The organism is Aeromonas sp. s6, assembly GCF_040907815.1.
Taxonomy (GTDB): domain Bacteria; phylum Pseudomonadota; class Gammaproteobacteria; order Enterobacterales; family Aeromonadaceae; genus Aeromonas; species Aeromonas caviae.
Map to the genome: position 1 here is coordinate 1 of NZ_JBFOCN010000077.1, position 12,801 is coordinate 12,801.

The 12,801-nt window shown below is 63.9% G+C and carries 11 protein-coding genes and 1 pseudogene; 7 read left to right on the top strand and 5 right to left on the bottom strand.

The features are described 5' to 3' along the window. A pseudogene (locus AB5Y50_RS12050) lies at positions 1–156 on the bottom strand (IS4 family transposase); the annotation flags it as partial. A gap of 129 nt (positions 157–285) precedes the next feature. Beyond that, a complete protein-coding gene (locus tag AB5Y50_RS12055) occupies positions 286–2,019 on the bottom strand; it encodes a formate--tetrahydrofolate ligase (protein WP_052815821.1) in 1,734 nt (577 codons plus the stop codon). A 65-nt stretch (positions 2,020–2,084) separates the two neighbouring features. On the opposite strand from AB5Y50_RS12055, the gene AB5Y50_RS12060 reads away from it, so the two are divergent. Further along, complete coding sequence (locus AB5Y50_RS12060) at positions 2,085–2,486, top strand: hypothetical protein (protein WP_010674174.1); 402 nt, start codon at positions 2,085–2,087, stop codon at positions 2,484–2,486. A gap of 8 nt (positions 2,487–2,494) precedes the next feature. On the opposite strand, the gene AB5Y50_RS12065 is transcribed toward AB5Y50_RS12060, so the two are convergent. Further along, positions 2,495–3,397 carry a LysR family transcriptional regulator gene (locus AB5Y50_RS12065; RefSeq protein WP_039038856.1) on the bottom strand — a complete coding sequence of 301 codons (903 nt, stop codon included), beginning with the start codon at positions 3,395–3,397 and terminating at the stop codon, positions 2,495–2,497. A 109-nt stretch (positions 3,398–3,506) separates the two neighbouring features. Between AB5Y50_RS12065 and AB5Y50_RS12070 the strand changes: the two genes are divergently transcribed. From AB5Y50_RS12070 to AB5Y50_RS12085, 4 genes are all read left to right on the top strand, one after another. Beyond that, on the top strand, positions 3,507–4,067 hold the full coding sequence (locus tag AB5Y50_RS12070) for a YceI family protein (protein ID WP_010674176.1): 561 nt from the start codon (positions 3,507–3,509) through the stop codon (positions 4,065–4,067). Further along, positions 4,067–4,801 carry a hypothetical protein gene (locus AB5Y50_RS12075; RefSeq protein ID WP_052815820.1) on the top strand — a complete coding sequence of 245 codons (735 nt, stop codon included), beginning with the start codon at positions 4,067–4,069 and terminating at the stop codon, positions 4,799–4,801. The genes AB5Y50_RS12070 and AB5Y50_RS12075 overlap by 1 nt, the downstream gene beginning before the upstream one ends. A 185-nt stretch (positions 4,802–4,986) precedes the next feature. Further along, positions 4,987–6,108 carry an adenosylhomocysteinase gene (locus AB5Y50_RS12080; protein WP_103859297.1) on the top strand — a complete coding sequence of 374 codons (1,122 nt, stop codon included), beginning with the start codon at positions 4,987–4,989 and terminating at the stop codon, positions 6,106–6,108. Beyond that, on the top strand, positions 6,105–6,416 hold the full coding sequence (locus tag AB5Y50_RS12085) for a SelT/SelW/SelH family protein (protein WP_010674179.1): 312 nt from the start codon (positions 6,105–6,107) through the stop codon (positions 6,414–6,416). The genes AB5Y50_RS12080 and AB5Y50_RS12085 overlap by 4 nt, the downstream gene beginning before the upstream one ends. Positions 6,417–6,479: 63 nt before the next feature. Here AB5Y50_RS12085 and AB5Y50_RS12090 read toward each other — a convergent pair whose 3' ends face one another. Both AB5Y50_RS12090 and pepT read right to left on the bottom strand, forming a co-directional pair. Further along, complete coding sequence (locus AB5Y50_RS12090) at positions 6,480–8,204, bottom strand: lysophospholipid acyltransferase family protein (protein ID WP_180911562.1); 1,725 nt, start codon at positions 8,202–8,204, stop codon at positions 6,480–6,482. 105 nt (positions 8,205–8,309) lie between these two features. Next, on the bottom strand, positions 8,310–9,536 hold the full coding sequence (gene pepT, locus AB5Y50_RS12095; RefSeq protein WP_103859316.1) for a peptidase T: 1,227 nt from the start codon (positions 9,534–9,536) through the stop codon (positions 8,310–8,312). A 1,025-nt stretch (positions 9,537–10,561) separates the two neighbouring features. Between pepT and speA the strand changes: the two genes are divergently transcribed. Further along, a complete protein-coding gene (speA, locus tag AB5Y50_RS12100) occupies positions 10,562–12,463 on the top strand; it encodes a biosynthetic arginine decarboxylase (protein ID WP_042882536.1) in 1,902 nt (633 codons plus the stop codon). Between the two features lie 143 nt (positions 12,464–12,606). Next, positions 12,607–12,801: transposase domain-containing protein (locus tag AB5Y50_RS12105; protein ID WP_368162519.1), on the top strand; the 195-nt coding region annotated here is incomplete at its 3' end.

Here is a 12,801-nt window from a genome sequence, read left to right on the forward strand (position 1 = left end):
AGAAGGTAAGCGGCGTCGGCGGATAGTGGCCTTTTCAGACAAGGCGGCAGCGGCAGTAATCCATTCGTCGGGAATATGGTCGGCAAAAATGGCCAGCCGAGCCAGCATGTCGCCAGATGCCTCAACAACATCGTTCAGATCGTTTGCAATAGACATAAAAAATCCGGAACCAGTGATTGGTTCCGGATTGTCCTACAGCAGAAGGATTGGTCAATGGATCCTTAACTGATCAGCATTGCCACCAATCGGCGGGGCCTTGTCGTTTCTGGCTGGACCTGGGCGCCGTCAGCTCAGGCCGACAATGTCGCCGTCATCGTTGATGTCGATATGGCGATAGGCCGGCAGACTGCCCAGGCCCGGCATGGTCATGATGGGGCCCGCCAGGGCATAGACGAAGGCTGCCCCCGCGCAGAGTTTCACCTCCTCGATGGGGACCTCGAAGTCCGTCGGCACGCCCTTCCTGGCCGGGTCATGGCTGATGGAGAGCGGCGTCTTGGCCATGCAGATGGGCAGGTGATCCTGGCCCTCTGCCGAGAGTCTGGCCAGTTGCTGGCGCGCCTTGTCCGAGAGGGTGATGCCCCGGCCGCCATAGCCGCACTCCACCAGGGTGGCGAGCTTGGCGGCAAGGCTCATCTCATCGGGGTAGAGCAGCCTGACCTCACTGGGCTGCTTGCAGGCCGCCACCACGGCGTGAGCCAGATCCGCCGCACCCGCGCCACCGTCAGTGAAGGCCTGGGAGAGGGCGACGCCACAGGCACCGGCCTGGCGCGCCGCCGCCTCCAGCAGGGCCAGCTCGGCGTCGCTGTCGGTGGGGAAGCGGTTGATGGCGACCACCACGGGCACCCCGTAACGGCGGGCGTTGTGAATATGCCAGGCGAGGTTGGCGCACCCCGCTGTCAGGGTGGGCAGATCTTCCCCTTGCAGGCTGGCCGGCAGCGGCTGGCCCGGCCGGATGTCGAGCAGGCCGCTGTTGGCCTTGAGGCCGCGCACCGTGGCCACCAGCACCACGCAGGCGGGGGGAAGGCCGGACTGGCGATACTTGATGTTGAAGAACTTCTCCAGCCCCATGTCGGAGCCAAAACCCGCCTCGGTCACCACGTAGTCGGCAAGACCCAGCGCCATGCGATCGGCGATGACGGAGGAGTTGCCGTGGGCGATGTTGGCAAAGGGGCCTGCGTGGACCAGCACAGGGGTCTGCTCCGTGGTCTGCATCAGGGTGGGCTTGAGGGCGTCTTTGAGCAGCACCGTCATGGCCCCCGCCACTTCCAGCTGCTCGGCGGTGATGGGCTTGCCGCGCAGGTCGAGGGCGAGCTGGATGCGGCCGATACGCGCGCGCAAGTCCTTGAGATCCCTGGCTAGGGCCAGAATGGCCATCAGCTCGGAGGCGGCGGTGATGACGAAGCGATCGGGGCGCTCGACACCATCGGCAGCGCCGCCCTGGCCGAGGGTGAGGTGGCGAAGCGCCCGGTCGTTCATGTCCAGGGTGCGGGGCCAGAGGATGTTGGCCGGGTCGATATCGAGCCGCGCCAGGCCGGTTCTGGCGCTGAACTGGTCACCGAGTTTGCGTTCATGGAACAGGCGGGCATCCAGGGCGGCAGAGGCCAGGTTGTGGGCGGCGGTGAGGGCGTGAAAATCCCCGGTGAGGTGCAGGTTCATCTCCTCCATCGGCACCACCTGGGCCATGCCGCCCCCGGCAGCGCCCCCCTTGACCCCGAAGACGGGGCCGAGGCTCGGCTGGCGAATGGTGGCGATGCTGGGCTGGCCGATGTGGTTGAGCCCCATGGAGAGGCCGATCGTGGTGACCGTCTTGCCCTCCCCAAGGGGGGTGGGCGTGATGGCGCTCACCAGCACCAGCTTGCCGGGCTCGCGGGCGGGGGCGTGATGGAGCAGCGCGAGGTCGAGTTTGCCCTTGTAATGGCCGTGGGGGTGGAGATGGGCGGCCGCTATGCCGAGCTGTGCTGCCACCTCGGCGATGGGCAGGCGGGGGGACTGGCGGGAGATCTCGATATCGCTTAGCATCAGCACCTCGTTGGCATGCAGGTCAAATATGCGGCGAAGTCTAGAGGAATCAACAGGGTAATCCAATGAGCAATACTATTTTATCCGGCAGTCGTGAACCCCATCAAAGCCCCATCCTGCTGGATCTCAACGCCCTCTATCACCCGCCCAAACGGCCCCTCACCGCCCTTGGCATCGTCAGCGCCTTCATCCCGCTCTTTGGTTACGGCTGGCAGGCGATGACTCAGGATCCCGAGACCCACTTTCGCCACGAGCTCGGCAAGCGCATCAACAAGCACAAGAGCGACGAGGCAAACCTCGCCCTGATGATGCAGTTGGCGGCCATGCTGGATTGCCACTGCCTGCACGTCACCCTGCCCTATGCGCTGGGGGAGGCCGAGCTCGCCGCCTTGCGCCAGCGTCTGCCACGCTGGCAGATGAGCCAGCAGGATCACCTGCTGGTGGCCGAGCTGATGCCCACCCCCTGAGCCCGGGCTCAGGTCTCCCTGTCCCAGTAGTGGGGCGCCAGATAGCGCTCCTGCACGAATTCGATGAAGCAGCGCACCTTGGCCGACACGAAACGGCGGTGCGGATAGAGGGCATAGAGCCCCACCTGCCCCTTCTCCCACTCCAGCAACAAGGGGACCAGCGCCCCCGAGCGCAGCGCATCCCCCACGATGAAGGTGGGCTGCAAGATGATGCCCTGGTGGTCGCAGGCGGCCCGGGTCAGGGCCACCCCGTTGTTGGCGCGAAGTGGCCCCTGGGGACGGATGCTGTGCTCCTCCCCATCCCGTTTGAAGACCCAGTCCGGCTGGGTCAGGGTGTAGATGAGGCAATCGTGCTGCTTGAGATCCTCCGGGGTCTTCGGCCTGCCCCGGCGGGCCAGGTAGTCGGGGCTGGCGCACACCACCATCTTCATCATGGCGAGCGGCTTGGCCACCAGGGAGGAGTCCGGCAGGTTGCCGATGCGCAGGGCCAGATCGAACCCCTCCTCCACCAGGGCCACCCGCCGGTCGCTGTACTCAATCTCGAGCTTCAAGTCCGGGTAGCGCTCGCGAAACAGGGGCAGGGCGGGGGATAGGTGCAGGTAGCCGAAATCCATGGGCACCGAGAGCTTGAGGGTGCCCTGGGGCTGCTGGTTGTTGTGGGTGAGCTGGCTGTGGGTCTCTTCCAGCTCCGCCAGCAGGGCCAGGGAGCGCTGGTAGTAGAACTGGCCCGCCTCGGTGGGATTGACCTGGCGGGTGGTGCGCGACAGCAGCCGGGTGGAGAGGGACTCCTCGAGCTGCTGCATCAGCTTGGAGGTCATGGCGACCGAGATCCCGAGCTGATGGGCGGCCTTGGTGAAGCTCTGGCACTCCACCACCTTGATGAAGGTGCGCATGGCGGCTATCTGATCCATATTCCACTCTCGGTTGATAATTATTTTAATAAATCGATGATTATCTATTCTCGATAGGAGGTTAGCATTTTGGACACCGTTGTGAACCCCCAATGAAGGAACGATCGGAATGAAAATGACCAAGGCCCTGCTGGCCTCTTGCCTGTTTATGGCGGCTCCCCTGATGGCTGCCGATTACGATGTCGATGCAGCGCACACCACAGTCCAGTTCAAGGTGGGCCACCTCGGCTTCTCCGAACTGGTAGGCCGGTTCAACACCTTCAGTGGCACCTTCAGCATGGACGACGCCAACCCGGCGGCGGCCAAGGCGAGCTTCGAAATCGATGCCGCCAGCGTGGATTCCAACCACGAGGCCCGCGACAAGCACCTGCGCAGCCCCGACTTCCTGGACGTGAAGCAGTACCCCAAGATGACCTTCGTCAGCACCGGCTATGAAGGCACCAAGGACAAAGGCGTGCTCAAGGGCACCCTGACCCTGCACGGCGTGTCCAAGGACGTGGCCTTCGACCTGGTCCACATCGGCGAAGGCAAGGATCCCTGGGGCGGCTACCGCAGCGGCTTCAACGCCACCACCACCATCAAGCGCAGCGAGTTCGGCGTGAACTACATGGTGCCGAACATCCCTGACGAGATGACCATCAACCTGTTCGTTGAAGGCGTGCGCAAGTAATGGGCGCAGCACTCCTGCTTCAAACCCTGGCGGCTCCTTTAGGGGCCGCTTTGCTGTCGTGGCGCTGGCCGCGGCTGGGCTATCTGTGGGGCGCCCTGGGGATCTGGCTGGTGGGCTGCCTGCTGGGCGGTGCCTATGGCCTGCCGGTCAAGGCGTGGCAGTGGCTGCCGCTGACCCTGCTGGTGCCCGCCCTGACCCAGGGTACCTGCAAGGGGATCGCCCTCGCGCTGTTCGGGGGGCTGGGCGCCCTGGTGTGGTGGCAGGGGCTGGCCTCCGTGCTGGCGAGCGAGCCCTGGATCTGGCTGGCCCTGCTGCCCGCCATCCTCTGGTCTGGCTGGACGAACTGGCGTGGTGACAGCGAGGAGGGGCTCGGCTTCGCCCTGGCCTTCATCTGGCTGGCGCTGGTCATCGGCATCGATGGCAGCCTGCTCATCGCCCAGCTGACGGGTGCCCTGGCCGCGTTTGCCGGATTCCGTGCCCTGCTCGGCGCCTTTGCAGGGGTCAAGGTGACCCCGGCCGCCCTGGGGCTGGCACTCGCCTTCGTGCAGATGCTCGCCTGGCAGTACGTGGAAGTGCCCCTGCTGGTGCTGCTGCCGGTCTGGCTGTTGCCGCTTCTGGAACGTGCCCTGCACGGGCGCCCGGGACTCTCTCGCTGGGGGGTCTTGATCCTGGTGGCGGCCGTCGGTGCCGGAGTGAGTCTGTGGTGGGTATGGCCAGAGGCGTCACTTTACTGATTTCTGCATGAAAAACAGGCTATTACCTTAGAAATTGATGGGCTTGTCAAAGTCTGGACAGATAAAGATTGAGACCCATGGTGCTTTCGGATAAAAAGGATTTTCAATTATCTGGATACACACAGAACCCGGCTATGCCGGGTTCTGTTTGCCTGCTTTCCCGCGGCACGCTAAGGAGGCCACAGTTGCACAGTCAGGGATCTGAGCATCTGTTTTTTCGCCATTTCACCGAACAGGGATGTCTTGGGGATCTCTGCATCCTGCTGGTGACCCACCTGCTTCCCGACAGACCCGACTTCATCCAGGTGCTCGATCGGGTGGGCCGGGTCGGTGCCATCCTGCCCAAACCCAAGTCCGTGCACGGGCCGACGCTGGCCTGGGCTCAGCAGCACTACCCCGTGCTGCCCCTCAATCGCCACTGGACCTCGGATCCCGGTGAGGTGATCGCCCAGATTGCCCCCCTGGTGATGTCTCACGAGCGGCTCATCATCCTCGACATCGGCGGCTACTTCGCCAAGAGCCAGGCGGTACTGGCCGAGCACTTTGGCGCCCGCTTCATCGGGGTGGTGGAGATGACCGAGAACGGCCATCAGCGGTATGAGCAGGAGTCCCTGGCGACCCCCGTCATCTCGGTGGCCCGCAGCCCCCTCAAGCAGGCGGAAGATATCCAGATCGGCCTGAGCGTGGTCTACTCCGCGGAGTCCCTCGCACGTACCCTGAGGCGTACCTTCAATGTCTGCCAGGCCGCCCTGTTCGGCTATGGCAAGGTGGGGCGCAGCATCGCTCGGGAACTGCGCTGTCGCAACCTGCATCTGGAGCTGGTGGAGACGGATGCCCTGCGCCAGGTGGAGGCGCTCTCCCACGGCTTCAAGCTGGTGAACAAGGCCGAGGCCCTGGGCCGCGCCGAGCTGGTGATCTGCTCCACCGGCAACGGCTCCCTCGACATCACCGATCTGCAGGCCCTGCGCCCCGGCGCCATGCTGGCCTCGGTCACCTCCGCCGACGACGAATTTGCCTTCAGCCTCGCCCAGCTGCCCTGGCCGAGCGAGGAGGTGTGTCCCCATGTGCTGGCCCTGACCCGGCCGGACGGCAGCACCATCTTTTTGCTCAACCGGGGGGAGGCGGTCAACTTCGTCCACGGCGCCGTCATCGGCGAATATGTCTACCTGGTGCTGGCGGAGATCATCGAAGGGGTGCACCAACTGGCCCATCAGGCATCCACCCCGGGCCTTCACGAACTGCCCCAGGCTACCATGCAGCGCATCGCTCGCCACTGGTTGACCGATTTTCACGGAGTCACCCCATGACAGACACCCATTTGCCCCTCGCGAAACCGCGCATCGAAATCCGTTACTGCACCCTCTGCCGCTGGATGCTGCGGGCCGCCTGGCTCGCCCAGGAGCTGCTCTCCACCTTCGACGGCGAACTGGGAGAGGTGGCCCTGGTGCCCGCCAGCAAGGGGGAGTTTCGCATCCTGGTGGACGGGGTGCTGGTGTGGGACAGGGTGGCCGACGAGGGCTTCCCCGAGGCCAAGGAGATCAAGCAGCGGGTGCGGGATGTCATCGCCCCGGAGCGGGATCTCGGCCATGCGGATCGTAAACCCGCAGCCGAGTAGGCGGCATCACCCATGATGTGAAAGAGGGAGGCGCAGGCCTCCCTCTTTCGTTGCGACGCCCGGTCAACGGTCGCCAGATGTGGCCGGCGCTTCCCCGGCGGGGAGGCCGATATAGCGGGCCCGCTTGTGGGGCTTGATGCGGCTCACGTCCACCCACACCAGGCCGTCGATGCAGTGGTTGAAGTCCGGGTCGATGCCAAAGTCCATGAACTGCACGCCCCCCGGCTCGCACAGCTCGGCGTACTGCTTGTAGAGGGTGGGAATGGCGCAGCCCAGGTTGTCGAGCCCGGCCTTGAGCACCTTGAGGTCATCCCCGTAATCGCGCCCCTCGAACAGCGTCGGCGTGGCGGGATAGGGGCGGCGGGAAGGGGCGAGGGCAAGGGTGGGGGCGAAGTGCTGGCGATAGAAGCTCACCAGCAGATCCTTGGCCGCCGGCGGCAGGCTGCCGGAGAGGGTGACGGGCCCGAACAGGTAGCGGTATTGGGGATAGCGGGCCAGATAGGCCCCGATGCCGAACCAGAGGTAATCGAGCCCCCGCTTGCCCCAGTAGGCGGGCTGGATGAAACTGCGGCCAAGCTCGATGGCCTGTTCCAGCCGGGGCAGCAGCTTCTCTTCGAAGCCGAACAGGGTGTGGCTGTAGAGGCCATCCAGCCCCTTGCTGGCCAGCCGTTCGGCCACCGGGGCGAAACGGTAGGCGCCGATGATGTCGAGGCGGGCGGGATCCCAGAGGATGAGGTGGTGATAGTCATCGTCGAAGGCATCGAGATCCCGCCGCTTGCCCGAGCCTTCCCCCACCGCCCGAAAGGCGATCTCCCGCAGGCGCCCCAGCTCACGCAGGATCACAGAGTGGCTCTGCTCGTGGCGGCGATAGAGCAGGATACGCTGGCCGTCCGGGGTCTGGCCGAGCAGCTCGCACCCGTCGATGGCCTGTTTCAGCAGGCGGCGATCCTCCGGCAGGGCGATGGGGGCCTCGGTCTGCAACCGTCCCGCCTTGCCTCGAGCGATTCGGTAGAGGTGGCCGCGCACCAGCCGGGCCGCCGTCTTGGCCGGCAGGTCCTGAAAACTGGCGAGGGGAATGCGCGCCCCTATGGTCACCGGCAGCGTCTGCCCCTGCTGGCGAAACAGCTGACGTACCAGCAGCAGGGCGGAGGCGGGCTTGTTGAGCCAGGAGGCGAGATAGAACCAGAGGCTGTTGCGCCCTCCCAGGTGAATGGGCACCAGGGGCGTTCGGCTGCGCTGGGCCAGCTTGATGAAGCCGGCCTGCCAGGGGCCATCCTTCACCCCCTTGGGGCCGAGGCGGGAGACCTCGCCTGCGGGGAAGATAACCAGGGCCCCGTCGGCGGCAAGGTGTTCGTTCATGGCGAGGATGGCCTGCCTGTCGGTCTTGCCCCCCAGGTTGTCCACCGGCAATAGCAAAGGGCGCAGCGGCGCGAGCTGGGCCAGCACCTGGTTGGCCACTATCTTGACGTCGGGGCGGATGCGCCCGATGAGGCGCAGCAGGGCCAGCCCGTCCAGGGAGCCGATGGGGTGGTTGGCGACAAGAATGACCCGGCCGCTGGCGGGAATGTGCTCGAGCTCGGCCTCGCTCACCCGGTAGTCGAAGTGGAGCTCGGTGAGGGCCTGCTCGACGAAGTCCAGACCGCGCAGGTGGGGATGGCGCGCGGCAAAGCGGGTGAAGGCCTCCTCGTGCAGCAACCAGCTCAGCCCCTGCCTCATCAGGGGACGGAGGCGGGGCTGGCCGGCGAGGCGGGGCAGGTGCTGCCCCAACAGGGTATCGACGTCGAACATGGGCAAGGCTCCGCTGAACTTTGCCCCAGCTTGACGCCCCTGCGTGCCTTTCGTGTGTCGGTTGGGTGACGGTTTGATGACGGGGCGAGCCCCGTCCTTGCTCCCTTACTCTGCCCGCCAGGCAGAGGTGAGGCGCACCAGTGCCACCAGGGTAGCGACCGCTTTTTCCATGGATTGCAGGGGGATGAACTCGTGCTTGCCGTGGAAGTTGTGGCCGCCGGTGAACAGGTTCGGGCAGGGCAGCCCCATGAAGGAGAGCCGGGCGCCGTCGGTGCCGCCGCGAATGGGTTTGATCTTGGGCACCACGTCGGCGGCCTCCATGGCGGCTTTGGCCAGCTCGACGATGTGGGGATGGGGTGCTATCTGGCTGCGCATGTTGCGGTAGTTGTCCGCTATCTCCAGGGTGATGCGCGCCTTGGGGGCGTCCAGCTGCAGGGAGGCGACCCGCTCCTTGAGCTGGGCCTTGCGGGCGGCGAAGCAGTCATCGTCGAAGTCGCGGATGAGGTAGTGCAGGGTGGTCTCCTCCACCGTGCCCTCCATCCGGGCTAGGTGGAAGAAGCCCTCATACCCCTGGGTGCACTCCGGGGTCTGCTCGGCGGGCATGGCGGCATGGAAGCGGGCGGCCAGGGTCTGGCTGTTGATCATGCTGCCCTTGGCGGTGCCGGGGTGGACGTTGTTGCCTGTGATGCGCACCGTGGCGCTGGCGGCGTTGAAGTTCTCGCATTCGAGCTCGCCGAGCTCGCCGCCATCCACCGTGTAGGCCCACTTGGCCGGGAAGCGCTCCAGCGGGAAGCGGTCGGCACCGCGCCCTATCTCCTCGTCCGGGGTAAAGCCTACCCAGACATCGCCACGGGGGATCTCGGGGTGAGCCTGCAGGTATTCCACGGCGGTGAGGATCTCTGCGATGCCCGCCTTGTCGTCGGCCCCCAGCAGGGTGGTGCCGTCGGTGGTGATGAGATCCTGCCCCAGGTAGTTTTTCAGGAAGCGGTACTGGCGGATGGCCAGCACCTCGTCCCCCTTGCCAAGGCAGATATCGCCCCCCTGATAGTTCTCGACTATCTGGGGAACGACGCACTCGGCCTCGTAATCGGCGGTGTCCATGTGGGCGATGAGCCCGATGGCGGGGGCATCCGGCTGGTTGCCCGGCAGGCAGGCTGTGAGGTAGCCATGCTCGTCCAGGGTGACCTGGCTCAGCCCCATCTGCGTCATTTCGTCGCACAGGGCCCGGGCGAAGAGGCGCTGTCCCTCGCTGCTGGGGCAGGCAGGATTGGTCGCATCGGAACGGGTATGAAAGGTGAGGTAGTGGAGAAAGCGCGAAAGCAGGGTGTTCATGGGCAAGCCTCGGGTCACGAAAGAGGAGTCATTGTGGCCAAGACGGCGGCGCCGCTTATTGCGTCAGCGCAGTTTTTGATGACTTTATGGGGGAGAGGAGGGCCATCGAGGGGGAGGGGCAGGGATCATCGCTCGGCAGTTTGCATAAAAATTCCAAAATAAAAACTGGTTAAGCAATTGCGAAAAAGCTGAATTTCCCCTCGGCCCAGCGCTGGCAAGGGGTGACCCAAAAAGCGTGACGTGTTGGTTATTTTCATCGCCTCGCCCACGCACTCCCATCCCCCGCCATCCCAGAGCCCGCCTTGCTGGCAGCGAGATTTTGCCCCCTGATGAAAACCCGTTTTTTAACACGATTTTTTATTGTCACTGGCTGCGGTAAGTGTGTACACTCCGCGCCGATCCAAGGGCAACCCTGCGCAGGCCGTGTCCGCCAGACCCGCAGGATCATGACGCCTATAGGGCGAGGCACGCAGAAACGACAGACACTGCTGGGGAATGGTTTCTTTAATACCCGTTAGGCTCCGGTATCAGGGAGAACAACGGACTCTCATCTTTCAGCTGACCGAGTGGGCTTCGGGCTCATCATCTCCCTTGTCATGGGCGGTCACTGGCGTTGAGCGGGTCGTAGTGGTTGTCGTCCATCAACACGATGCGTGCTGACGTCTTCCCTTCTCTTCCTTGAAACCCTCTCCTGTCCGTCGGGATAGCTGCCGAATGATGAACAAACGGCGTGGCTGATGCCGATTGTCATCAAAGTACCGCGGTACGCCGGCAAGGTGTTACCGCATACCGTTGAGCTTGATGTAAAGCCACCAGCCCCACATCAAGACTCGTTACTTCCCAAGATCCACCAGGCAGCCTTGGCTTGCCGCGATGTGCAATGAACAGGATGTGGCGGAGCATGCTCCGTTGCGGGTCCAACGTCAGCAGGCCGCTCTGGCTTGCCGCATTTTGCAATCAATGGTCTGGATGTGATTGAGGGTAACGAAGGCGGCCCACGGCCGCTCATTTGCGAGGCATAGCCCATGACTAACTGGTCCAGCAAGGACTCCTTGAAGGTCTACAACGTTCCCTACTGGGGTGCGGGTTTTTTCAATATCAATGACGCCGGTCATGTGACCGTCTCTCCCGACAAGTCTCGCCCCGAGGCTCAGATCGTGCTGTCCGAGGCCATCGAGCAACTGCGCCAGTCCGGGCTGACCACGCCGGTGTTGCTGCGTTTCCCCGACATCCTCAAGAGCCGGGTCGATGCGCTGTTCAACGCCTTCGGTCAGGCCATCGAAAAGTCAGGCTATGAAGGGGATTACCTGTGCGTTTACCCGATCAAGGTAAACCAGCAGCGCCGCGTCATCGAGACCATCAGTCAGTCCTACAGCGACAAGCCGAGGCTTGGGCTGGAAGCGGGCTCCAAGCCCGAGTTGCTGGCCGTGCTGTCCCATCATCATGAGCAAGGCTCCGTGATCGTCTGCAACGGTTACAAGGACCGCGAATACATCCGCCACGCCCTCCTGGGCAACCTGATGGGCCACAAGGTCTACATCGTGGTGGAGAAGCCCTCCGAGCTGGAAATGGTGCTCGACGAGTCTGCTCGTCTCAACATCAAGCCCAACATCGGGGTGCGCGCCCGTCTGGCGTCCACCGGCTCCGGCATGTGGGAATCGAGCGGCGGTTCCATGTCCAAGTTCGGCCTCTCCGCCTCCCAGATCCTGGCGCTGGTGGAGCGTCTGCGCAGCCTCGGCAAGCTGGACTGCCTGCAACTGTTGCACTTCCACCTGGGCTCCCAGATCGCCAACATCCGCGACATCCAGGGCGGCATCCGCGAGTGCGGCCGCTTCTACGCCGAGCTGTGCCGTCTTGGCGCCAAGGTCGAGGTGGTGGACGTGGGCGGCGGCCTGGGTGTGGACTACGAGGGCACCCGTTCCCAGAGCCACTGCTCCGCGAACTACAGCCTCTCCGAGTACGCCAACAACGTGGTCTGGGGCATCGGCGATGTCTGCCGCGAGTTCGACCTGCCGCACCCGACCATCATCAGCGAGTCCGGCCGTGCCCTGACTGCACACCACGCCGTGCTGGTCACCAATATCATTGGTGCCGAAGGGGTGGAGGTGAACGACATCAGCGCCCCGGACGAGGACGCGCCCACCATCTTGCAGAACATGTGGAAAGGGTGGCTGGACCTGCGCGGGGAAGATCCCTCCCTGCTGGAGATCTTCCACGACTCCGTGGCGGATCTCGGTGACGTCAACGCCCAGTACACCATGGGCCTCTTGAACCTGGAGCAACGTGCCTGGGCCGAGATGCTGCACCAGAACACCTGTCTGGCGCTCAAGGAGCTGCTGAACCCAGTCAACCGCAACCACCGCGCCCTGGCCGACGAACTCTCCGAGAAACTGGCTGACAAGTGCTTTGCCAACTTCTCCCTGTTCCAGTCCCTGCCGGATGCCTGGGGTATCGGTCAGGTGTTCCCGGTGATGCCGCTGGCCGGCCTCGAGCGTCCGCTCACCCGCCGCGGCATCCTGATGGACATCACCTGTGACTCCGACGGTCAGGTGGAGCACTACGTCGACGGTCTGGGGGTGGAAAGCACCCTGCCGATGCCGGTCTACGGTGAGCACGAAGAGTGCCATGTCGGCTTCTTCCTGGTGGGTGCCTATCAGGAGATCCTGGGGGATCTGCACAACCTGTTCGGTGACACCCACTGCGCGGAAGTGTGGCTGGATGAAGAAGGCAAGATGGACATCCGCAACGTGGTGCGTGGTGACACCGTCGACCAGCTGCTGCGTTACGTCAACATCGACCCGTCCGTGATCCGCGAGAACTACCAGCGCATCGTCTCCCACCCGGCGCTGGACGACGAGACCCGCAAGGCCCTGCTCGACGAGCTGGAGCTGGGTCTGCAAGGCTACGCCTACCTGGAAGACGAATAAGCCAGCGGCTTGTTCCCCGTCGGTCAAATGACGGACATGAAAAACGGCGCCTTCGGGCGTAATGCCGATCAGTTAAGGATCCATTGACCGATCCTCAGGCTGTGTAAGAATCCGAAACTCCTTGTTGGGTTTCGGATTTTTTTATGCGTATCGACCAAGCTCTCGACTTCATTCACGCCTGTCCTCCCGGAAAGTTTGAGTCCCTGTCTGACCTGCTGTCACCTGAACTGGTGCAGGCTTGCTTGGCCGAGACGGGCTCCGTCTCCTTGCGCCGACGGCGCATGCCCATGGAGCGGGTGCTATGGGCCATTATCGGGATGTCCTTGTTTCGTCATGTC